General features: G+C 52.4%; 18 protein-coding genes and 1 other RNA gene. 7 read left to right on the top strand and 12 right to left on the bottom strand.

All coding sequences use genetic code 11. The annotated features are described in order from the left end of the window. Position 1 precedes the first annotated feature (1 nt). From QLQ17_RS10030 to QLQ17_RS10010, 5 genes are all read right to left on the bottom strand, one after another. On the bottom strand, positions 2 to 1,240 hold the full coding sequence (locus tag QLQ17_RS10030; protein WP_283209445.1) for a glycosyltransferase family 4 protein: 1,239 nt from the start codon (positions 1,238 to 1,240) through the stop codon (positions 2 to 4). A 169-nt stretch (positions 1,241 to 1,409) separates the two neighbouring features. Then, on the bottom strand, positions 1,410 to 2,936 hold the full coding sequence (locus tag QLQ17_RS10025) for a lipopolysaccharide biosynthesis protein (RefSeq protein ID WP_283209444.1): 1,527 nt from the start codon (positions 2,934 to 2,936) through the stop codon (positions 1,410 to 1,412). After that, entirely contained in the window at positions 2,933 to 4,081 is a 1,149-nt protein-coding gene (gene wecB, locus QLQ17_RS10020; RefSeq protein WP_283209443.1) for a non-hydrolyzing UDP-N-acetylglucosamine 2-epimerase, read from the bottom strand. Before wecB ends, QLQ17_RS10025 begins: the two co-directional genes overlap by 4 nt. A 9-nt stretch (positions 4,082 to 4,090) precedes the next feature. Continuing rightward, positions 4,091 to 5,299, bottom strand: coding sequence for a UDP-N-acetyl-D-mannosamine dehydrogenase (gene wecC, locus QLQ17_RS10015; protein ID WP_283209442.1), 1,209 nt, complete (start codon positions 5,297 to 5,299; stop codon positions 4,091 to 4,093). Between the two features lie 30 nt (positions 5,300 to 5,329). Beyond that, the gene (locus QLQ17_RS10010; RefSeq protein WP_283209441.1) at positions 5,330 to 6,427 is read right to left on the bottom strand and encodes a glycosyltransferase; all 1,098 of its coding nucleotides are present in this window, start codon (positions 6,425 to 6,427) and stop codon (positions 5,330 to 5,332) included. Between the two features lie 314 nt (positions 6,428 to 6,741). Between QLQ17_RS10010 and QLQ17_RS10005 the strand changes: the two genes are divergently transcribed. The 4 genes from QLQ17_RS10005 (at position 6,742) to QLQ17_RS09990 (ending at position 10,044) form a co-directional block, all read left to right on the top strand. Next, positions 6,742 to 7,482 (top strand): PEP-CTERM sorting domain-containing protein, encoded by a 741-nt coding sequence (locus QLQ17_RS10005; RefSeq protein WP_283209440.1) that lies wholly within the window; start codon positions 6,742 to 6,744, stop codon positions 7,480 to 7,482. A gap of 146 nt (positions 7,483 to 7,628) precedes the next feature. Then, positions 7,629 to 9,500: a carbamoyltransferase family protein gene (locus tag QLQ17_RS10000; protein ID WP_283209439.1), complete on the top strand. Its 1,872-nt coding sequence runs from the start codon at positions 7,629 to 7,631 to the stop codon at positions 9,498 to 9,500. 5 nt (positions 9,501 to 9,505) lie between these two features. Then, entirely contained in the window at positions 9,506 to 9,892 is a 387-nt protein-coding gene (locus QLQ17_RS09995; protein ID WP_283209438.1) for an SxtJ family membrane protein, read from the top strand. Then, on the top strand, positions 9,892 to 10,044 hold the full coding sequence (locus QLQ17_RS09990) for a DUF5989 family protein (RefSeq protein WP_283209437.1): 153 nt from the start codon (positions 9,892 to 9,894) through the stop codon (positions 10,042 to 10,044). Before QLQ17_RS09995 ends, QLQ17_RS09990 begins: the two co-directional genes overlap by 1 nt. 6 nt (positions 10,045 to 10,050) lie before the next feature. Here QLQ17_RS09990 and QLQ17_RS09985 read toward each other — a convergent pair whose 3' ends face one another. Beyond that, on the bottom strand, positions 10,051 to 10,281 hold the full coding sequence (locus QLQ17_RS09985; protein ID WP_283209436.1) for a PEP-CTERM sorting domain-containing protein: 231 nt from the start codon (positions 10,279 to 10,281) through the stop codon (positions 10,051 to 10,053). Positions 10,282 to 10,308: 27 nt separating this feature from the next. Here QLQ17_RS09985 and QLQ17_RS09980 point away from each other — a divergent pair, with 27 nt between their 5' ends. Then, positions 10,309 to 11,406 carry an SGNH/GDSL hydrolase family protein gene (locus QLQ17_RS09980; RefSeq protein WP_283209435.1) on the top strand — a complete coding sequence of 366 codons (1,098 nt, stop codon included), beginning with the start codon at positions 10,309 to 10,311 and terminating at the stop codon, positions 11,404 to 11,406. Positions 11,407 to 11,460: 54 nt separating this feature from the next. Here the strand turns inward: QLQ17_RS09980 and QLQ17_RS09975 are convergent, their stop codons facing one another. From QLQ17_RS09975 to QLQ17_RS09950, 6 genes are all read right to left on the bottom strand, one after another. Then, positions 11,461 to 14,163 (bottom strand): tetratricopeptide repeat protein, encoded by a 2,703-nt coding sequence (locus QLQ17_RS09975; RefSeq protein ID WP_283209434.1) that lies wholly within the window; start codon positions 14,161 to 14,163, stop codon positions 11,461 to 11,463. Positions 14,164 to 14,214: 51 nt separating this feature from the next. Next, positions 14,215 to 15,588, bottom strand: a complete 1,374-nt coding sequence (gene prsR, locus QLQ17_RS09970; protein WP_283209433.1) for a PEP-CTERM-box response regulator transcription factor — start codon at positions 15,586 to 15,588, stop codon at positions 14,215 to 14,217. Positions 15,589 to 15,703: 115 nt separating this feature from the next. Next, the gene (gene prsK, locus QLQ17_RS09965; protein ID WP_283209432.1) at positions 15,704 to 17,836 is read right to left on the bottom strand and encodes an XrtA/PEP-CTERM system histidine kinase PrsK; all 2,133 of its coding nucleotides are present in this window, start codon (positions 17,834 to 17,836) and stop codon (positions 15,704 to 15,706) included. 27 nt (positions 17,837 to 17,863) lie between these two features. Beyond that, the gene (locus QLQ17_RS09960) at positions 17,864 to 18,823 is read right to left on the bottom strand and encodes an SDR family oxidoreductase (protein ID WP_283209431.1); all 960 of its coding nucleotides are present in this window, start codon (positions 18,821 to 18,823) and stop codon (positions 17,864 to 17,866) included. Continuing rightward, entirely contained in the window at positions 18,823 to 19,638 is an 816-nt protein-coding gene (locus QLQ17_RS09955; protein ID WP_283209430.1) for a lysophospholipid acyltransferase family protein, read from the bottom strand. The genes QLQ17_RS09960 and QLQ17_RS09955 overlap by 1 nt, the downstream gene beginning before the upstream one ends. Positions 19,639 to 19,652: 14 nt before the next feature. Continuing rightward, entirely contained in the window at positions 19,653 to 20,546 is an 894-nt protein-coding gene (locus tag QLQ17_RS09950; protein WP_283209429.1) for a D-hexose-6-phosphate mutarotase, read from the bottom strand. Between the two features lie 144 nt (positions 20,547 to 20,690). On the opposite strand from QLQ17_RS09950, the gene QLQ17_RS09945 reads away from it, so the two are divergent. Continuing rightward, positions 20,691 to 21,368 (top strand): 2OG-Fe(II) oxygenase, encoded by a 678-nt coding sequence (locus QLQ17_RS09945; protein WP_283209428.1) that lies wholly within the window; start codon positions 20,691 to 20,693, stop codon positions 21,366 to 21,368. A gap of 69 nt (positions 21,369 to 21,437) precedes the next feature. Then, an RNA gene (gene ffs / locus QLQ17_RS09940) (signal recognition particle sRNA small type) lies at positions 21,438 to 21,534 on the top strand. Positions 21,535 to 21,583: the final 49 nt, after the last annotated feature.

The following is a 21,583-nucleotide window of genomic DNA, read 5'->3' as shown; positions in this document are numbered from 1 at the left end:
ATTAGTGACCAGTCCTTTCAAGGTAGTAATTGCTGAGTGCCTGTCCGATCGACTCGAAATCATACCGTGCAACCGCGAGCTGTCTGGCAGCTTCTCCTAAACGTTTGCGTTTCGCAGGGTCATTCAGCATTTCAATAATGGCATTGCAGTACTCTTCAGGGGTATCAGCAAAGATGATGTTCTCCCCTTCTTCCACATCGATTCCTTCGCTTGCTATGCGGTGCGCAATAATCGCCTTTCCCATTCCTAGAGCATCGAGAATTTTCAGCTTTGTTCCGCCTCCATCCATTATCGGGCATACGTATAATGTCGCTTTTTCAATGTGATCGCGGATTTCATCGACGAAGCCAAGAATCTTGATATCGTTTGTCAAATCATTGAATTTCTTGATCTCGTCCGGCGGATTGGCTCCAATAATCTTCAACGTGATATCGCTCCGATTTTTTCTGAGCAAGGGCATAACCTCATTGCAAAGATACAGAACGGCCTCAATATTCGGATACCAGTTCATTGTGCCCACGAAAATCAACGTGTTCTTTTCCTGTTCAAGCCCTTGGGGCCTAAAAAAGCCAGTATCAACGCCATTTGGAATGGTCTTTATGCTTGAATTCGGTGTCAGGGCCTTTAATCGAGCACTATCGATGTCAGAACAGGTTATGTGGCCTGAGTAAAGTGGGCAAACACGCTGTTCATATCTCATTAACCTCAGGCCTTCCTGGTAGAAATAGGCCTTTTTCAGAATGTTGCGCTCGTTTTTGGCCCGCCTCAGGAGCATGTGTGACTCGATGTTGTGGTGATCCAGAAAGCAGGGAATACCATCAAAGCAATGTCGAAAAACATCGAGGCTAATGGTGTCAAAGTGGACCAGATCGTACTGTTCTGTATGCGCAAGGTGATGTAGATATCGCTCAAATTCAGCTGATTGGAGCCAGTTGATGGTATACGGCGCTGGAGTGACCAGGCTCTTAAGGGCGAGTCGCAACTTCCCTGAGCTAACGGTCTCGTTCGGAATCTTGAAAAACTCAACATGATGACAAAAAAGAGAGAGGTGTTTTTTGGCATCTTCCAGAGCCTCCTCAATGTTGTGATTATAAAAAGGAGCTATTAGTCCGGCTTGATTAAATGCCACGAGGTCAACGGTGTGGTGGTGAGCCAGTTCCTTGATCAAATAGTATGATCGTTGAAGGACTCCGCCTTTGGGCGGGTAAGGTACTAAATGAGACAGCCAGAGTATCTTCATGAAAACCGCAGTATCCTTTATTACAATTCAGGTTGGCATGGATTAGTAGTGTTCTTGTGGCGAACCTAACACCAACAACCGTTACACCTGATTTTTGCTGCACTGTAGGGCCGCACAATAAATAAGTTTCATAACTGATGTAATATTCTGAGTAGGTGCATGTTCTGTTTCATCGTGGCCGGAGTTTAGCTGGGACAAGATAGTTGCTTAACAGTGCTTTTATTGCTTTCCTCTCTGATTGAGAGAAAATCAGCAGGTGAAATAGCACGATGTAAATGCCGAACATCGGAATGCTAAGTAATAACGAGGCCATAAAACCGTATTGGATGTCCACCTGTTTGAGTGCAAACCACAAGACACATTGCGCGGGTATGACAAATGACAAGTACTTCAAGATCTGAAACTGGATGAAGCCTACAGGCGTCCCCCAAGCTCGCTTGATCAACTGCGGAATTACAGCGAGTCGCCCGATCATCAATATGCCACCGATTGCCCAGCCAACGGTAGTCAGTCCACCCAGGGGCGCCACAATGACGGTTGCAAGGGTGAGTGCAATCCCCTCCAGCACTTCATAACGGGCATAGTTCTTGTGTTGAGCCAGTGCAACGAGCAACTGAAACGAGGGGTAGTGCAAAAGAACGCAAAAATAGCCAATAGCCAACGGCACCAATGTAAAGTAGGCAGCATCATAGTCCGGGCCAATCCAGAACGATATAAAGGGTTGGCCTAGGGCAATCATGCCGCCGGCCAAGCAGGATGCGGTCAATGTTGAAACTTTCAGGGTGAAAAGATAGTTGCGGTTTAACTCTTCAGTTTTCTCTTCGCCGAGCAATCTCGTGAACGAGGGTAATATCACGCCTAGCAAAGCTGATTGAAGTTGGGACAGATATTGTATGAGCTGTGTCGCAATCTGGAATACAGTTACAACTCCAATCGAAAGGGTTCCGGCAATCGCAAAGTGTGGTCCCCTTGCGCGCAATTTCTGGCCGATAAACATAACAAAACTATGAAAACCGAAGTTCACGAGTTCCGCCATGTTTTCTCTGGTTACGAGAGCGAGCGTGGGAGCTATCCAGGGTGCCTCACGCTTGGCCGCCCGCAATATGATGAACTGCGATATTAGATCGAATAGCACCGTGATAAGGGCCAGATTGATAACACTTGGGTCATGCTGGAAAACAAGAAAAACTGTAAGGGCACGGAATACCGTTTTGAAAATATCGGTCGATGCCTGAATATCAAACCGCATATAGGCGGTCAGGATTCCGTAATAGGCGTTCATCACGAAGTGGATGGCGAAGGTACTGCCCATCACTAGGATGATGGTTCGGAATACTTCACTGTCTTCCGGGTTATCGAAAAACAGGTCTGAACTGAGTGCAATAGAAACGCTAGCGACTACCGCGATGACGGCAATAAATGCATAGATGAAGAGCGAATTGGACAGGATCTGGTTCAGGCGTGTTTCATCTTGCTGGCCGAGTGCGTGCGAAATATACCGCTGGGTTGCACTTGCCAACCCGAAGTCGAACACGCCGTAGAAGCCAAGGGTGCTGGCAACCAGAATCCACAGTCCATACCAGTGGTCACCCAGGCTGCGGATGAGAAAAGGCATCATCAGGAATGAGATGGCCATTCCGATAATCAGGGCACTGAATCGAAGAGCGGACCCTTTTAATAGCTTCCCACTACTCATTGTTGCTGCAGATTTTTTTGCATCAATACCTCGACAATTCGTGCCGCGGCATTGCCATCACCGTAAGGGTTGTGCGCCCGGGACATTGCCTTGTAGAGGTCTTCGTCCGTCAGGATGTCTTCAATGGTGCTCTCGATCTTATCCCGGTCTGTACCGACTAGCTTCACGGTTCCAGCTTCCACTGCTTCGGGACGTTCTGTAACTTCCCGTGTTACAACCACCGGTTTGCCAAGGGATGGAGCTTCCTCTTGAATGCCTCCCGAATCAGTCAGTACCAGGTCACTCTGGTCCATGAGCCAGATGAAGGGCAGATAATCCGCAGGCTCAGTCAGAATGATGTTTGGTGAGTTGCCGAGATGTTCCGAAACGGGTTTCTGGACGTTGGGGTTAAGATGCACTGGATAGACAAAGAGCCAGTCCGGGTGCTTTTGTGCAAGATTGTGTATCGCCTGGCAGAAATTCAGAAATCCCTGTCCGAAATTTTCACGCCTGTGCCCGGTGATCAGAACCAGTTTTCCGCTGTTTGTAGTAACTTTGTTGACTAGGGGGGCTCCCAATCTGGCCTCCCAGAACTCTTTATCATAGCCAGCCAGTGTTGACCTAACCATCAGAAGGGCATCAATAACCGTGTTACCGGTTACCCATATCTTCTCTCTGGCAACGTTTTCCTGTTGCAGGTTTTTGCCGGCAGTTTCGGTTGGCGCAAAATGCATTTCCGTGAGGCGACCCGTCAGGCTTCTGTTGGCTTCCTCGGGGAAGGGGGCGCGCATGTTGCCAGTTCTCAGGCCTGCTTCAACATGGCCGACTGGCACGTTGGAATAAAAGCCGGCCAAGGCAGCCGCAAATGATGTAGTGGTGTCGCCGTGCACGAGGATAATGTCGGGTTGTGCCGATTCGATGACCCCCCTCATTCCTAGTAATACCCTGGATGTAACATCGAAAAGATCCTGGTTGGGTTTCATGATGTCCAGGTCGAAATCAGGCTGAATTTCAAATAGGGCCAGTACCTGGTCCAGCATCTGTCTGTGCTGAGCGGTGACCGCCACGATACTTTCCAGCGAAGGGCTGGTTTCAATCGCCTTAACAACTGGCGCCATTTTGATGGCTTCAGGCCGTGTGCCAAAAATTGAAAGAATTCGTTTCATTCTATGGGCCTATCGGATTGCTCCGCGTGTATCGATGAGGATTTTTTCATTAAGGTCGGCCGGTTTGAGTGCTTTGAATTCGCGGTGGTCAACCAGAAGTAGAACGATGTCAGCGTTTTCGATGCAGTCGCTGATGCTGTGAAGCTGAAAATCTGGATGTTGATGGATGTTAGGTTCACAGACAAGGAGTTCCCCTACAGCTTCATTCTGCAGTTGCCTGACGATCTTCACGGCGGGGGATTCGCGCAAGTCGTCTACATTGGCTTTGAAGGCAAGGCCCAGGCAGGCAATTTGGGGGTTCTTGAACTTGGCGGCTTTCGCTTTGACCTTATTGATCACCCATTGTGGCTTGTTGTCGTTCACAAGTCTGGCGGTTTCCAGCAGCTTGGAATTTTCGCGATCGCTGGCAATAATAAACCAAGGGTCAACCGCGATGCAGTGCCCGCCCACGCCTGGGCCAGGCTGAAGGATATTGACTCTTGGATGCCGGTTGGCCAGGTTGATCAGATCCCAAGTATCGATTCCGAGGTTATCGCAGATTATTGACATCTCATTGGCAAACGCAATGTTGACGTCGCGGAATGCATTTTCGGTCAGCTTTGCCATTTCCGCCGTGGCTGCGTTGGTTTCAAGTACTTCGCCACGAACAAACGAGCGATAGAAACTGGCGGCTTTTTCGGTGGAACTGGCATTTATCCCGCCGACAATTCGGTCGTTTTCAACGAGTTCAATCAGAATTCGTCCTGGCAGCACTCTCTCAGGGCAGTGGGCGACGTGAACATCTTTTCCGACATCATGTCCGCCCTCTCGAAGAATTCGTGCGACCGTGTGCTCCGTTGTACCGACGGGGCTTGTGGACTCCAGTATTACCAGGTTGCCCGGCTTCACGTACGGAGCGATCATCCGGGTGGCTTTGTCGATGTAACTCAGGTCAGGCTGATGGTCGTCACAGAATGGTGTGGGTACAGCGAGAATAAAGACGTCGGCTTCTTTCGGCGTAAGGGAAGCAGTCAGATAACCGGCGTTCACCGACGATTTTACAAGGATATCGAGATCTGGCTCCACAATGTGGATTTTTCCAGCATTGATCGTGTCTACCACGTCTTGTGAAACATCAACGCCGAGCACCTCAAACCCTTTGGTGCCCAGCAGGGAGGCGGTTGGAAGGCCGATGTACCCAAGGCCAACTACACAGATCGATTTGAATTCCTTGTTCATAGCATCCTTTCCAGGTATCAAAAGGTTGGATTAGTGAAATAGCAATTGTTGATACAGCTGAATGTATTGGTCGTTGTTGATCGTTCTGGAAAACAGTTTTTTGGCCCTTTGTTTTCCGCGCTCACCCATATTGTGGCGCAGCTCACTATCATTCAGCAGTTTGGAAATTGATTCAATGAGCCCTTCAGAATCGCCAGAGGGGACAACAAAGCCGGTCCAGTTGTGTTCGACTATTTCCCGGTTCCCCCCGACGTCACTGACGACGGTGGGAAGCCCTGCCGCAGTGGCCTCGATAACGCTCCTGGAAAGCCCTTCGGTTGACGAGAACTGTACGAAAATGTCGGATTTTCTTAACCAGGCAAGTACATCTCTGGATACGCCAGGGAAGTGAATAATATCTTTTGAATCTTCCGGTACCAGCGACTCAAGGTTTTGGCGTTCAGGCCCTTCGCCCAGTATATAGAGCTGGACATTGCTCCGTTTAGCCAGCAACAACGTTGCCCTGATAATCAGGTCTATGTTTTTCAATGAAACTAGGCGCCCGACGCAGATGATGGATAGCGGGTTGCCCTCTGAGCTTTCCGTCGCAGAGGCGTCGTTGAAATCTATTCCGTTGTAGATTGTGGTTATGGAATGTTTCCGGAACGGGGCTTTTGACCGGTAGAACTCCTCCATATCTTTCGAGACGGTGACAAGATGCGTTCCGAACAGGGTTGCTAGCCAGACAAGATGAATGCGTGCTGGCTTTTCCTGAATCATGTACACATCGTGCAGGGTTCCAACATGAGGGATCCGAGCAACCGTGGCGGCCAGTGCTCCGCCTGTGACCGGCCCAAAAAGGTGGCTATGGAGCAGATCTATCCGTTGTTTCTTTAGCCAGCGCCCGAACTCCCATGCAAACAACGGCAATCGTATAGTGCTCTTGAAGTTTCTGTAAAAAGGGACAGCGATGTGTTCAAGGCCGTGTGATTCGCACTGTTCAGCAATCCACGGGTGGCCGAAGTGTAAAACCACAGCCTGGAAGTTATGGGTCTTTGAATTCGCATAACGGGCAAGGTCGATCAGCACCTGTTCGGCGCCTCCCGCAATCTCTGTTTCGATGAAATGCCCGATCCGTGTCTGCGCCAACTGCTTTCCCTTTTTTATTGACCGGCAGTATAGCCTGACTTGCTCATGCCGAGACGGCAATTCTGGCTGTGGCCTAACTTGCCGCAATGGTATCCATTGCGATGACTCCATTTCGGTGGTGAGATTACTGGTTATCGGGGGAATTGGGAAGATACCGTCAGCTAACTTTACATTTACGTTTCTGAAATGGTTTTCGAATTTTTTAAGGATATGAAATATAGGCGTTTAATAGTATTGGCCCGCAGTTTGCAGGCAGCTGTAGTTGAAAAAGGTGCATTATAAGCCTTTAAAACAGGGATAAGGGACGAAGCATTATGAAAACGCTAAACAAACTTCTATTTTCGACCGTTTTGTCATTGGGTGTGGCATCAGGAGCAGCTGCCTACACTATCGATGATCAGGGCGCTGACCAGTATATCGGGGCCGGCCACTCTGAAGATATTCTGGGTGGTGCTGGTGCTTTCCAGGTGTTTGGCATGAATGTTTCCAGCAACATGGATTATCTCTTTGTTGATGTGGAAACGAATTTTGAAGAGCACTCCTCGTGGACCTATGGTGACCTGTTCATTAGCACGAACGGATGGAACCCTTTCGGTGCTGCCCCTTACGCGAATGATGATGCGACGAACGGTGAGTCCTGGGAGTTTGCAGTAGACGTGAGCTCATTGCTTGCCGGTTCTGCCGATCTGGTGAACCTGTCAGGTGCGACTCTTCTGAACTCAGATGATCTGCACGACGCAGCGAGTGTTCGGGGAGGATCCGGTGTTGAGCAGGAAGTTGCGTATGGAAGCGGAGGCACTGGTGCTGGAAGCGCCTTGCTAAGCATCACGGGTGAAGACCGGTCTAACGCTACGATCACTAATCTCAGTTTCAAGATTGCGTTGTCGGATCTGGGGCTTAATGCTCTGACCCCACAAGAGATTGGTCTGCGTTGGACTATGTCATGCGCCAATGACATCACTGAAGGTTCTTACACGGTTCCAGAGCCCGGCACACTGGCCCTGTTGGGTCTCGGCCTTCTGGGTCTTGGCATGCGCAAGCGTGTGAAGAGCTGAGTAAGTTGAACCAGAGTTGATTTGCCTTGCTTGAACGGGGCAGATAATCTGAAAACGGGATGCGGTTTTGCCGCATCCCGTTTTTTGTATCAGGCGCTTGGTGTTGCATCTCTGAGGCAGTCAGTATTTTTTACAGATGGTAATCTATGGATGGTTCCGCAGTAAGTTCTTCCGATCGTCCGCGCTACATTCTTGGGATTTCGGCTTATTACCACGATTCGGCAGCGGCCATCATTTGCGATGGCAAACTAGTGGCTGCAGCCCAGGAGGAGCGCTTCACCCGCAAGAAACACGATCCACGCTTTCCAGTTGAAGCCGTAAAGTTTTGCCTGTCTTTCGAGTCTGTGGATTTAGGGCAGGTTGAAGCGGTTGTGTTCTACGACAAGCCGCTGCTCAAGTTTGAACGTTTGCTGGAAACATACATGAGTTTCGCCCCAAGGGGGCTTCGCTCGTTCCTCAAGGCCATGCCGGTATGGCTTAAAGAAAAGCTCTATTTAAAGAAAGAATTGCGTCGTCAATTGGCGGACTTGTCGGGCGTCGAGATCAGTGAACTGCCGCCGCTTCTGTTTTCTGCTCATCATCAGTCACACGCAGCGTCAGCTTTTTTTCCATCACCGTTTGAGCAGGCGGCAGTGCTGTGTCTTGATGGTGTGGGCGAGTGGGCGACGACTTCCGCATGGCTGGGTGAGGGGAACAAGCTGCAACCGTTATGGGAAATTGATTTCCCACATTCGCTGGGTCTTCTGTATTCAGCCTTTACCTATTTCCTGGGGTTCAAGGTCAATTCGGGCGAATACAAAGTCATGGGGTTGGCGCCCTATGGCAAGCCTATCTATTCAGATCTGATCAAAGAGCACCTGATCGACATCAAGTCGGATGGCTCGTACCGGCTGGACATGCGGTATTTCGAGTACTGCACCGGGCTGCGGATGACCTCTTCAGCGTTTGAGTCCTTGTTTGGACTGGCAGCTCGAAACGGTGAATCCGATGAGCTGATGCAAAAGCACATGGACATTGCGGCGTCTATCCAGCAGGTCACCAACGAATGTGTGCTATTGCTTGCTAGGAGCCTTCATGAAGAAACTGGCTGTGACAAACTGTGCCTGGCCGGTGGTGTTGCCCTTAATTGCGTTGCGAACAGCGAGGTAATCAAAAGCAGCGGATTCAAAGATGTCTGGATTCAGCCTGCAGCCGGAGATGCCGGCGGTGCACCCGGCGCAGCTTGGGCTGCCTGGTACCTGCATTTCGGCCAGGAGCGGCAGATTTCCTATCCGGATGCCATGCAGGGCGCTTATCTGGGGCCGGATTATTCAGAATCGGCGATCGCAGAGACGATTTCGCAATTTTCTGCCGTTGGGAATAGGGTAGATGATGAAACTTTGTTTGATCAGGTGGCATCGTTGATTGCTGACGGCGCAGTGGTCGGCTGGTTCCAGGGGCGGATGGAGTTTGGCCCGCGGGCCCTTGGGCACCGTTCGATTCTTGGCGACCCCCGACGCCGGGACATGCAGGAAATCATGAATCTGAAGATAAAGTTTCGTGAATCGTTTCGGCCATTTGCGCCTTCCGTACTGCAAGAGCGGGCGTCAGAGTGGTTTGATTGCAGTCATGAAAGCCCTTACATGCTCACAACCGCGCCGGTCGCTTACAGTAAGCGTGATGATCGGATTTCTGGTGAGGCCAGTGGGCTTGATCTGCTTAAGCTCAAGCGCTCGGAGATTCCTGCGGTAACCCACGTGGATTTCAGTGCCCGCCTGCAGACCGTAGGCGAGGGCGGTTCAGAGCGCTACAGGCGCCTGCTGGAGGCGTTTAATAACCTGACAGGTTGCCCGGTGCTCATTAATACCTCCTTCAATGTCCGTGGTGAGCCGATCGTCGCCACGCCTGAGGATGCGTACCGTTGTTTTATGGCGACCGATATGGATTATCTGGTCATGGGTAACTATGTGCTTGCGAAGACTGATCAACCGGACAATGACGCCTTTCGAGGCCATGTTGACAACTTTGAATTGGATTGATGCGGATGGATGTCTCTAAAGCGGATCTGAGAAAGTTTGGCATTGGGTTGGCGGTGCTTCTACCCGTTCTGTTTTACGGGGTGCTGCCCTGGTTGTTTGGCATTGAGCGGTTGCTATGGCCATGGGCTGTCGCCGCAGGCATATTGATAGCTGCTGTCGCCTGTCCTGTGGTGTTAAGGCCCGTCTACAAGCTTTTGATGTGGGTCGCTGTGCCGCTGGGAAGGTTGAACTCAGTCCTGCTGCTGGGGCTTGTGTACTTCCTGATGGTGGTTCCAATGGGGTTGATCATGCGAATGGTTGGCAAAGACCCGATACCCAAGAAATTCGACTCATCGGCAGTGACTTATCGCCGCAAGAGTCCTGAGTCTACAAGCCTGGAGATGCTTTTCTGATGATGGAACTATTCAGGGATTTCTTTTTATTTATCCGGGCTCGGAAGAAGTACTGGATGGTGCCGTTATTTATAACGCTGGTGCTTCTGGGCGGGCTGATTGTTTTCTCGCAAGGTTCTGCGTTTGCACCGTTTATCTATACGCTTTTCTAAGCGTTGTCAGGCGGTCTTTGTGCGGCGGTGCATCAGGAGCAAGCCTGCAAAGGCCAGGCTTGCCAGACCAAGAGTTCCAGGCTCTGGAACCTTTTCCAGCTCTGCTTCACCTTCGATAACGTTATTTGAGCAGGTCATGTGCCAGTGAAAGGCGAGGCTGTCGCCGATGAGCAAGTCGATAGGCGACAGATCGGCAGCTGGACAGTTTCTATCGGCCGGGAGGCGATTCCGCGCCATAGTTTCCATTAAGGATGGGGGAATGTTATGTCGTCCAATGTTGGGGACCGGAAAGGCTTATTCGGGTTTATGTCGGCAATCCTGGGTGTTGTGATTGCGGTTGTTATTTTGGAAGTGGGTCTGGGTCTGCTGAAGCCAAGAATTGACCCGGCAGGGCAGATGGATGAGGGGTTTATCCTCTACGATTCGAGGCTTGGCTGGAAGCTGGCGCCGGGATGGCAAGGCCGCCATGTCCATCATGATTTTGACGTTACTTACCGTGTAAATCCCCTCGGTTTCAGGGGCAATGAGCTGGACTTTGCCCGGCCGGGTTCTGTGATGTTTCTCGGCGACAGTTTCACCTTTGGTCTGGGCGCAAACGACGAAGAGGTATTTACCGAATTGCTCGACCAGTCATCAGGCCAGACCTATCTGAATGCCGGAGTTCCGGGATACTCGAATGACCAGCAACTGGTATTGCTCGACAGCCTTCTGGAATATCGACCGAAAGAGCTGGTGTGGGTGGTCTATCTTGGCAATGATTTGTTGGATAACGGCGCTCCATTTCCATTGCAGGCAGCTCACGGAAAGCCCTTCTACCGGCTCGCACCCAATGGGAGCCTTTCGCTGGAAAACGTGCCGGTCCCGCTAAAGCCGAAACCACCTGCGTTTAATGGAAAAAGCGTCCGGTCGGAAATCCTTCAGGGCTACCAGCCTTACAATGTGTTTCAGGACTGGATTGCCAACTTCGAGGTTGGACGCATCGTGAACCAATGGGTGGGCATTGACGCAAAAGCTCTCCGTGAGCACTTGTTGGTGAGCACACAAGAGCAGGTGGATTTGTTCATGGGATTCATCGCGCAGGGCAATGCGAGCCTGGAAGAAGCCGGCATTCAATTACAGGTCGCATTGCTCCCGGGCCAGGGTTTAACGCGAGAAGGGTCTATTCCCCAGGTTTATCAGAAGGTGCTCTCGTCTGTTTTGACGCAAAGGCTGGAGGAAGAGGGTGTTGATGTGCTGGATTTTGTGAGCAAGTTAGAAATTGAGGAGAGTCCAGAAAGCCTTTTCCATCCGAATGAAGGGCATTTCAACAGGGCAGGCCATCGTTGGCTAGCCGATGTTTTCTCTGAAAGTCTGTCTGACTGAGTAAAAAGCCCCTCTATGCGAGGGGCTTTTTGATTTGACTGCCTGTTGGCAGTCTTAGTCGGTGCCCTCGTTCTCGAATTTTTCGAGGGTAGCTTTGGCTTCGTCGTTCATGCCGGCGGCTCGATAGGCTTCCGCCAAGTGGAGCGCAATTTCCTGTGAATCTGGCGCAAGCTTGTGGGCCTTCTCCAGAATGGGCAGACTTGCCTTGGTATCCCCGGCTTTGAACAGTATCCATCCGTGTGTGTCCGCAATGGCAGCGCTTTCAGGGCTCAGGCTATAGGCCTTTGCGGATAGCTCACTTGCACGATCGTCTCCTTCTTCGAAGTACATCCAGGCAAGGTTATTTAACGCGAGTGGGTTATTGGGGAATGCATCCAATACACGTTCGTAGGCTTTCATTGCCTCTGCGGTGCTTCCATCCTGTTGGTGCAGCATGGCGGTGTTAACCAACAAAGCCTGATTGTTCGGATGGTTCTGATTGGCAGCCTCGAGTACTTCAAGAGCCTTTTCCATCCGATTTGCACGTGCAAAAGAGCGAGCAAGGGCAAGCTTTACGTCAGGGCCCGCTCCTTTTTCAATGGCTAACTGGTATAGCTCTGCAGCTTGTTGATACTGCTCGTTGCTTGAAAAGTAGTCAGCTTCGACAATGTAGGGACGGGCTGACTGATCGTGCAGTTGTTTGACTTCCTGCAGGATGCGTCGCGCCTGTTCCGCTTCGTCCTGACTGAATGCAAGGGAGGCTGATTGCAAAGCGATGTTTTCGTCCTCCGGGAAGAGAATGCGACCGCGTTGTAGGACCTTACGCGCTGCGTCTGTGTTATCGCTGCGGCGAAGCTTGGCTCCTACGCCATTATAAATTCTCGCGACCGCAGGCGATGCCTCTGCCGGACTTTCAGGGCTTTCCCGATCTAGCAGGTCTGCTGACAGTTTGTCTGCATAATCCTGATCACCGTTGGACAAGGCAATTTCAAGCAGGATCAATTTGGGAGCCGTCGCGGAAGGGTGTTGTTCCACCAACGTTTCCATCTGTTGTTTGAGTTCTTCTGCCGGATAAACCGACGCCATTCCCTGCAAAGCCTGCATGTTATTGGGGCTGAGCATTGCTGCCTGGTTGAACCGCTGTTTCGCTAAGTCGATCTGATCTTCCGCCAAGGCGACGCGGGCGAGGGCAACTAGAGGAGACGGGTTGTCCTCGTGAGCAGCTGCCGCCCGGTTAAAGTAATCAGCCGCTGCCTTGAAGTTGCCATCCTGCGCCGCAATTTGGCCTCTGGCCATCAGCGCGTTGAGGTTATCCGGCATTTCAGCAATCCACTGATCCGCCATTGCAGTAGCCTGATTGCGATTATTGCCGGCAAGGTGGGCTTCTATTGACAGCGGCTTCACCAGATTCGCATCGCCACCATTTTTCTTGAGCGCTTCGATTTGCTGAAAGGCTTTGTCAATTTGATCGCTTGCGATGAGATATCGAACGTATCTAGAGCGAAGATTATGATTCTCAGGCGCAAGTGTCAGGGACTTTTGCAAAAGTTCTTCGCCCACTTCAACGTTTCCGGTAGAGAGCGAAGCAACGCCGACCATGGCCAGAACGGACGGATCGGTATTCGCTGAATCCAGATTCTCGAGAATTTTCTGGGCGCCTACAGGGTCTCTTAACTGAAGCCGAGAGGCGGCGACAAGTTTGCTGGCCAACTCTGATTCACCCAGCTCTGCGATCGGGGCGAGGAGTTTCTCAGCCTCTTCAACCCTGCCTTGACGGAATCGAGCAAGGCCTAACAACAACGAGGCCTGTTCATTGCCCGGAGCCTGGGCAAGTATCTCTTCAAGGTAACGTGCAGCGTCGTTCACGTCGCCATTTTCGTAGGCTTCTTTTGCCGCGATAAAGTTACTCTTGATCGTTCCCGGCGCAGATTTTGCCAAAATCTCTTCGTAAACAAAGGCCTCGGATGATTTACCCTGTTCACGTAGAACACGGATGAGAGCAGACATGGTTTCATACTTTCGGAACGTCATGATGTCGTACCGACCAATGTCTTCCAGCGCCTGAATGTAGGCTTCCTCAGCCGCCGCCCAATCACCGGACTGTTCTGCGATCCAGGCCTTCCACAACCAAAGCTCGGGTGAATTCGGGTCTATTTCCTCTGCTTTAGCAATGCGATCCTGAATGGCCTGTTCCTGGCCTAATTGCCAGGCAGCCCGCGACAACCCAACCTGTGCTCTGGCTGACGCCGAGATGCTGTTTGCGTTTTCAAAAGCATCTTGAGCTTTTCCGGGCTGCTCCATTGCAAGCATGATGCGGCCTTTGAGTATGGCTGCCTCCTGCTGCTGTGCCCGGTCTGGCGATTCAAGCTTGTCCAGTGCCGCCAGCGCTTCGTCGAATTCGCCTTGCATCAGATTGGCTTCAGCAAAAATGAGCTGAGCATCGCTCTTCAGCGCCTGTGTCATGGCTTCGTCCGGCACTGACTCAAGAAAACCTTCGAGTTGACGCTCGGCGTTCTGAGCGTCTCCGGCAGTTAACAGGTTATCGATGATGACCAGGTAGGGATCTGGTCGGCCGGGCTGCATCTCAATGGCGCTGCGAGCCTCGCGGGTACTGGCTTTCAGTTCTCCTTGACGTTGAAAAAAGCGTGATTGGTCCAAGTGGCTGATGTACTGGATTTCTTCCTGACTCATTTCATTGTCGTCGCCGCTGCAGCCTGCAAGCACAAGAGAGATAGCGATTGAAAGAAACGTTGCACGCAGTGTCGACTCTGGTTTCATGACCCTGATCCTGTCCCTTTTAGATGTTGTTGTAGGTTCCCTGAATTCTCTTTATACATCGGATATCTCGGAATTTGTTTCGATCCGATACTTGTCAGTGAGGTTGTAAAGCGTTGGCCTGGTAATGCCCAGCAAGCGCGACGCTTGTGCCATGTTGTAGCTGCAGCTCTGCAGCGCCTGAACAATGGCAGCGCGTTCGGCGCGTTCACGAACCTGACGGAGATTCAGCTGACCGTCTGCATCGTCAGCTTCACAGCTCAGCTCGAGGTCCTTGGCGGTCACGCGTTTTCCATCGGCCATGATGGTGGCGCGTTTCACTTTGTTGATCATCTCCCGCACATTCCCGGGCCAGGGGTGCGCGTTGATTGCTGCCACCGCGTCTTCGGTGAACGTGAGGTTGGGGCGGTCCATCTGTTTTCCCAGTGATTTCAATAGCGACTGCGCAATAACCAGCGCATCACCTTCGCGATCCCGAAGTGCGGGCACGTCCAGCGTTATTTCGCTGATCCGGTAATAGAGGTCTTCACGGAAACTGCCATCGTCTATCAGCTTCTGAACATCCCTGTGGGTGGCGCACACCACTCTTACGTCCACGGGAATGGGCTTCACTGAACCCACGCGATCTACCATTCTTTCCTGGAGGAAGCGCAGTAGCTTGGCTTGCAGAGCCATTGGCATATCGCCAATTTCGTCCAGAAACAAAGTGCCGCCGTTGGCGCTTTCAATTTTGCCCTTCTTGCTTTGAGTCGCACCCGTAAAGGAGCCTTTCTCGAAGCCGAACAGTTCGCTTTCAAGCAGGTTTTCGGGAATGGCGGCGCAGTTGATGGCAGCAAAAGGTTGATCGGCCCGCTGGCTCAGGTCATGAAGCCCCCGAGCCAGAAGTTCCTTGCCCGTGCCGGTCTCCCCGGTGATCAGGGTGGTGACATCGGTGGGGGCGACTTTTTCGAGCGTTCTGCAGATCGTCAGCATCTGGCTGCTGGCAGCCACAATGCCTTTGATGTTGGTGCCGTTGCGTTGATTCGAAAGCTCCCGGTTGTCCCGCTCAAGCTCGGCCAACCGAAAGGCACGATTCACCACAAACGTGAGGATGTCTGCGTCCAGCGGTTTCTGGTAGAAATCGCTGGCGCCCATGCCGATGGCTTTGACCGCGTTTTCTTTTTCTTCACGGCCAGTCACAACAATGATTTTGGCCATGGGTGCCAGCCGAAGAATGTCTTCAAGCAGTTTGAAGCCTTCCGAGGCGCCGCCCGGATTCGGTGGCAAACCCAGGTCAAGAGTGATGACTTCTGGTTCCAGTCGTCGTAATGCCGTCAGGGCAGATTCGCGATCTGAAGCAAGCGCTACTTCCAGGTCGTCGCTGAAACACCAGCGCATCTGGCTTTGTAACCCTGGGTCATCTTCAACAATTAAAAGTCGTCTACTCACAACGGCAGAAAATCCTTTTTTGTACTATCGAGTTTCATCTATTCCCCGACCCCGATTCTTAACCGATCATTGACACTTTGCAATGGTCAGTCACCGCAAATCCACACTTCGCCAATCATTTGGCGCTGTGGGCCGCGTCGGGCCGAAAGTCATCAAGGTTCGCATCTTGCTCTGGTGGAACCAGAGCTTTCGATCTCACCAGTGGGAAACGTATCGAAAAACAGGACCCTACGCCTGGTTCGCTGGTGACATCGATGTTCCCCCCGACATTGCGCACATATTCTCTGGCCTGGTAGGCACCGATCCCCATACCAGTCAGCCCTTTAGTGCTTTCAAACGGTTTGAACAGTCTGGACTCAATGAATTCTTCTGTCATGCCAGCGCCGGTGTCCTGAATAAACAGTACCACGTTGTCTTTAGCGGTTTTGAGGGTGAGGGTGATCTCGCCGTCGGCCGGGGTGGCGTCCTTTGCGTTTTGAATAAGGTGACCAAGAATGCTGTATAACTGCTCGCGATTGGCGTTCACGCAGATTTTCTCGGGATGGGCGACAATTCTGGGGGCCGGTTGGCCTTTGGAATACTGCTCTGCCAATGTATCGATTACCTCGCCGAGTTCAAGCACTTCGGTTTGAAGCGTTTCATCAGCGGGTTTGCGAATATGGTCAACCAGGCTCGCCATTTTCCGCACTGCGTGATCGGTGGTCTGAATCATGTCGTCGATAAACTCGGGTTTGTCCCGATGACGTGGGGCATTTTTGACCAACAGCGACAGTTGGGCGATAAGTGTTTTGAGGTCGTGAACCATAAATGCGGAGGCTTTACTAACGGCCTCGAACTGCATGGCCTGGGAAAGTCGGCTTTGGGCATCGGCCTGGGCCAGCAGATTACAGGTCTGCCTGGCCACCACTTTCACGAGATCAAAGTTCTCCCAGTTCAGCTCCACTCTGGCGTAGGGGTTACCAACCACTGCAATGCCGTATAGATCGTTGCCGAGATACAGCGGAATGATCAGCCAGACGCCCGTGGTCTGGGAAATCGGGTCGGGAATTTCCAGAAGGTTATATCGCACCGGATCTTGCTTGTATTCCTGCAGATCAATAATCCATTCACGCTCTCCGAAGAACCTGACGATCTCAGAGCCGGAATCAATGGTGGTGTACTTCGGCGGAGCGAGGTTGATGGCGCTCTTAAGCACAAAGTCGCCGCGGTCCTCTTTTACCCAAAGCGCTCCGGCATTGCTCTCAACCAGGCCTGACAGGATCCGTATCACCCGTTCCGGCAGTGGTGGGTTGTCGCTCAGGTTGGCCAACTCCCTGGTCATTTTCAGCCATTCGTCGCGATAATCATACTTGTAGTCAAAAAAGTTCTGACCGATAAACACCATCAACCTGGCTCTGACCCGGCGGGACGTTGCCAGCAGCACCAGGAATACAAGGGCAATGCTCAGGAATAGGACTTGCAGCGCCTCCCCCCAGTCTCCGCCCATGATCCGGACGTAGTAGCCGCCCAACGACAGAAAGAGCAGATAACCGCCGGCAAGCACCAGAGCGCCCACATGGAAGACGGCTGAGCGTGAAAGCTGGAAATCGACGGGTTGTTTTCGTGTGTTGATGACGTTGATGGCAAACAGAGGAACAATGGCGGCGTTGATCAGGCCGCGGGCATTCCAGAAAGAATCAGCCACGTGCCCAAACAGAAGGGCGTCTGCATACATGAAGAAGTCGTAGGCGAAGAGGCTAGCCACACCAATGCAGATATATTTCATGCTGGAGCGGCCGAACATCACGGCGTTTCGCCAGATCTGCTCAACCAGTGACAGTCCCAGAAGCGACAGGGCAATCTGCCCAATCACCTTGGTTTTACCATCCAGAATGGTGGCATCAAGCAGGTATTCCAGCGCGCCGGAGAAGAGCAGTGACAGGATGAGAATCAAGGTGGCCAGCGCCATGAGTCGGCGCATGCGCCCTTTGAGATTGGCGCTTCTGAAGGCGTCGCGGAGGAGCGCAAAGAGAACCGTGACCCAGGCAGCGTCACGAAGAAGCTCGAGCAGATACCGGACGAAAAAACCGGGCTGCTGCCACAAAGACTGGGTCACCAGCGAGGACGCCCACAACACAGACACCAGTGCAGCCAGAAATATGGACCGGTCAATATCCCGCCGCAGATAGCGCGTTGCCACCAACACCGCCAACAAGGCGTAGGCGATGGCAGCGGTAGCATGGCTGATCAGGCTTAAATCGTTGAGCATCCCTCGCGTCCTGCGTTGCTTCCCGGACTAAACCGGCTTTTTGTTATCCCGGTAGAACCGGAAAATTTCCTTGAGCGGTCGCTTGGGCTGAAACTTGAATTCCCGAGCGAAGGCTCTGCCGTCTATGACGACAGGATACTTGAAAAAGTGCATCAGGTACGACGGAAAACTTCGCAGGTTAAGTGTCTTGAGTATCCACCGGGAGAGCACGGGGGGAATCGACGGAATGGGAATCCGGCTGCAACCGCAAAGTTTAAGAGCATGTTGATAGGCCACCCAGTCTTCCGGGGCAACGTTAAAAATTCCCCGCTGTTTCTTGTTATAGGTCAACACAATGGCATCGGCCATATCGTCGATGTGGATAAACTGCATCATGGGGGAGAAACCAGCCAGAACGGGGGCTCGTTCGCTGCCAAGCAGGGTGCTAATGGAATTCCGCACGCCTGGCCCTACGATGTTACAGGGGCGAAGAATGGTGATATTCAGGTCCGGATACCGCCAAAGGTAAATATTGGCCAGGTTTTCCAGCTCGACGGAATCAATCAGATCCGCACTGAGGCCCGCGCTTTTCAGGGGCGCTTCCTCGTCAATCAATGCCGGGTTGTACGCCACTGCGCCGTAAACGTGGAACGTCGACAGCACCACCACACGTCCTATGCCGTATTTATGGCTGAGGTCCAGTAGCTTCTGCGTGCCGAGCACGTTGGCGTTGTAGCGCCTCATGCGGGTCAACTGGCTGGACTGAATGCGGCCCAGATGGATGACGCCGTCGAATTCATATCGACGGAAAAGATCCTCAAAAGACCGTTTGTTGAAATCGATGCAATAGCTGGGAATGTCGTCGCCAAGATACACCTGCTCGCGAAAGTCTACAGCCACGATGTCGCAGTGATCCCGCAACCGGTCGATGACTTGTTGCGCCAGAGCGCCGGCGGCCCCGGTAATCAGAATGTGTTGCCTGCGACGTTTTTGCTTCGAATCTGCCATTAGAACAGCCTTTTCCTTGCGCTTAATCCCGTGTCGATCAATTGACTGATGGCCGCTTTGACGTGTTCCACCCGCTCGGTCACCTGTTCTTCAGGGATTTCGCGGTTATCAAAACGCAGTGGGTCACCAAAATTAAGGAATACCTTGGCCGGGAAAACCATGGGAAGGGCTACCGGTGCGTAAGGTATGCCCAGCATTTTTGCCAAGGGCTTTATGTTGGCAATGGCCGGAATGGTCTCCTCGCAACCCACCACTCCCACCGGCACGATGGGGGCGTTGTATTTCATTGCCAGGTGCATGAAGCCGTTGCCGAATCGTTTGAGTTGGTATCTGTCGTGGTAGAGCTTGCCGGAACCGCGTATGCCTTCAGGGAACACGATCACGGCTTCACCGTTGGCCAGCATTTTCGCGCAGTTTGTCGGGTCACCCAGCACGGCTCCGAATTCATTCAGGATGTTGCCCAGATAGGGCACGGTAGGGAAGAACCGCTCGATCATGGCCCTGGGAATTCGTGGGTTTTTCTTGCGTGCCGCCAGGGCGTAGCCGATCAGCAGGCCATCAATCGGCAGCTGGCCACTGTGGTTGGCAATGATCAGCACGGGGCCTTTGGCAGGTATTTTGTCGACCCCGGTGGCTTCTACTCTGAAATATTTCTCGTACAGCTGCCGGGCCAGCGAAAAGCCCACTTTCATAGATTCGTTATTGTAACCCCAGGGATCATATCCGAGGGTCCCAATGGGCTTGCGGACGCGCTCAATCTGCTCGTCCAGTTCCGCCGAAATCAGCTTCGAACGCAGGTAGGATGTCAGGCCCATGTCGTCTCCAGTTATTACGGTTGGCCAAGCATAACGCCAATAGTGTGACTTTGACCCTCATTGAGGACTCGATAGTCCGAGAGCGCATTGGCCGTCTCGACACACAGCATATTCTGCCAGGCATCGTCAGGAAAATCGGACAACGTTTTGGCCTTGTCCGGTCCAGGATTCCAGACCACCGTTGATTCACTGCCCACAGGCGTAAGAATCCGATTTTGGTCCGGGCTCAAAACGGTCAGTGCGTTACCACTGGCATAGATTCGGTCGGTTTCGCCGCTAAAAGACACCTCGCCTTGCTGCACTGCGTCGGCCCAGTTTTCGAGGGTGTCGACGTAGTCAGCCCCGTCAAGCCCGAGGATTCGTGTGGAATGAATGTCACTGGTTGGCAGGTAGGTGTGCAGGGCCTGGCTCAGGGCGAGTGGCGATGGGTCCAGATTGGTGGTGGTTAGCCCGATCTGACAGCCATTTTCATTGAAGGTAAAAGTGGCCAGGCACAGGGCGTTGCCTGTCCAGGCTTCAGCAAAGTCCCGGTTGGCATGCAGCGACAGGCTGACTTCAACCTCGCGGGCGGTTTCACGCACATCCTCCAGCTTCCACAAGGCGGTTCTCGCGATACCGTGCGAGGCACCCGTGGAGATACGGCGCCGAACCTCAGGAGGGTTTTTATCCGGAACACCAAACCAGGGCCAGCACATAGGGATGCCACCACGGATGGCATGACCGGGTTTGAAGCATGCCCGCTCGCTCATCCAGAGCCAATTTGGCTCTCCGTCTGGTGCAAACTGAGTTAAGTGGGCACCTTGTAGAAAAATGCGTGCTTTGAACAGCGGATGTCGTATCTCTATAGCTTCAAGCTGTCCGACTGTCGCCCAGCGGGTGAATGACCAGATACCGGGTTTGGTTGTCACACGTGACCTCTTCAGGATGGATGGCTTCACCAGTGAATTGTGCTATTTCGGCAATTTCTTACTGGCAGGGTAAATTAAAACGTCGTGTCGGGCGAGATTACAGCATAGAATCCACACGTGTTCTCCAGCGCTGAGCCATCCGCCATGACCGAACTTGCTGCTCAAACTCCTATCTCTAAATTCAATTCGCTTCGCTACGAAGACGAATGGCTGGATGTGTTGGCGGAGGGCCTGAATGAGCATGGCTGGCTAACGGTGGATGCCAGGCCAATGCTGGGGGATCAATTGCTGTCGGCCTTGCGGCAAGAGGTGCGTATTCTGGACCGCAGCGATTCTTTGAAAACCGCCAGGATAGGGCGGGGAAATGACAAGACTCGCGATCGATCGGTGCGTCGAGACAAGATTGCCTGGCTTCAGGGAGAAACAACGGCTCAGTCTGATCTGTTTCAGGCCTTCGAGGCGATCAGAAATGGCCTGAACCGGCGACTGTTTCTGGGGCTCAAGCGCTTTGAGTCGCATTACGCCACGTATCATCCCGGTGATTTTTACCGTCGCCACGTAGACAGTTTCAAGGGGCGTGCGTCGAGGGTAGTGAGCGTGGTTCTCTATCTGAATGATCAGTGGAATCAGGCTGATGGTGGTGCATTGCAGGTATTTAACCGGGACAACGAACAAGAAGTTTGTGGTGTGGTCACTCCCGAGCTTGGCCGGATGGCTGTGTTCATGAGTGAAGAAATTCCCCATGAGGTGTTGCCGGCGAATCGCACGCGCTACAGCATCGCTTGCTGGTTCCGTCAGGATGAGACGCCTTTGCCGTTGTAGTGTTCGGGGCCTTTTGCTACTATGCGCGCCGCTCTGAGGGATTTCGTCCTTCAGCCGTTATGGTGGCTCCATTGGTGCCTCCGCAACGATAAACCGTGAACCCGGTCAGGCCCGGAAGGGAGCAGCCGAAGCGGTGGACTTGTGTGCCGGAGTGTCGCTGGTGGAGTCACCCCCAATCTTCTTATCCCTCCCTGACCATGCTAAGGTTAAGCCCG

Origin of the sequence: Marinobacter sp. CHS3-4, assembly GCF_030053415.1 — a bacterium.
Classification (GTDB): domain Bacteria; phylum Pseudomonadota; class Gammaproteobacteria; order Pseudomonadales; family Oleiphilaceae; genus Marinobacter.
This window is presented reverse-complemented; position numbering and strand designations above follow the sequence as displayed.

Coding starts and splice junctions, on each gene's coding strand:
- QLQ17_RS10030 (WP_283209445.1), bottom strand. CDS start 1,240: ATGAAGATACTCTGGCTGTCTCATTTAGTACCTTACCCGCCCAAAGGC.
- QLQ17_RS10025 (WP_283209444.1), bottom strand. CDS start 2,936: ATGAGTAGTGGGAAGCTATTAAAAGGGTCCGCTCTTCGATTCAGTGCC.
- wecB (WP_283209443.1), bottom strand. CDS start 4,081: ATGAAACGAATTCTTTCAATTTTTGGCACACGGCCTGAAGCCATCAAA.
- wecC (WP_283209442.1), bottom strand. CDS start 5,299: ATGAACAAGGAATTCAAATCGATCTGTGTAGTTGGCCTTGGGTACATC.
- QLQ17_RS10005 (WP_283209440.1), top strand. CDS start 6,742: ATGAAAACGCTAAACAAACTTCTATTTTCGACCGTTTTGTCATTGGGT.
- QLQ17_RS10000 (WP_283209439.1), top strand. CDS start 7,629: ATGGATGGTTCCGCAGTAAGTTCTTCCGATCGTCCGCGCTACATTCTT.
- QLQ17_RS09995 (WP_283209438.1), top strand. CDS start 9,506: ATGGATGTCTCTAAAGCGGATCTGAGAAAGTTTGGCATTGGGTTGGCG.
- QLQ17_RS09990 (WP_283209437.1), top strand. CDS start 9,892: ATGATGGAACTATTCAGGGATTTCTTTTTATTTATCCGGGCTCGGAAG.
- QLQ17_RS09985 (WP_283209436.1), bottom strand. CDS start 10,281: ATGGCGCGGAATCGCCTCCCGGCCGATAGAAACTGTCCAGCTGCCGAT.
- QLQ17_RS09980 (WP_283209435.1), top strand. CDS start 10,309: ATGTCGTCCAATGTTGGGGACCGGAAAGGCTTATTCGGGTTTATGTCG.
- QLQ17_RS09975 (WP_283209434.1), bottom strand. CDS start 14,163: ATGAAACCAGAGTCGACACTGCGTGCAACGTTTCTTTCAATCGCTATC.
- prsK (WP_283209432.1), bottom strand. CDS start 17,836: ATGCTCAACGATTTAAGCCTGATCAGCCATGCTACCGCTGCCATCGCC.
- QLQ17_RS09960 (WP_283209431.1), bottom strand. CDS start 18,823: ATGGCAGATTCGAAGCAAAAACGTCGCAGGCAACACATTCTGATTACC.
- QLQ17_RS09955 (WP_283209430.1), bottom strand. CDS start 19,638: ATGGGCCTGACATCCTACCTGCGTTCGAAGCTGATTTCGGCGGAACTG.
- QLQ17_RS09945 (WP_283209428.1), top strand. CDS start 20,691: ATGACCGAACTTGCTGCTCAAACTCCTATCTCTAAATTCAATTCGCTT.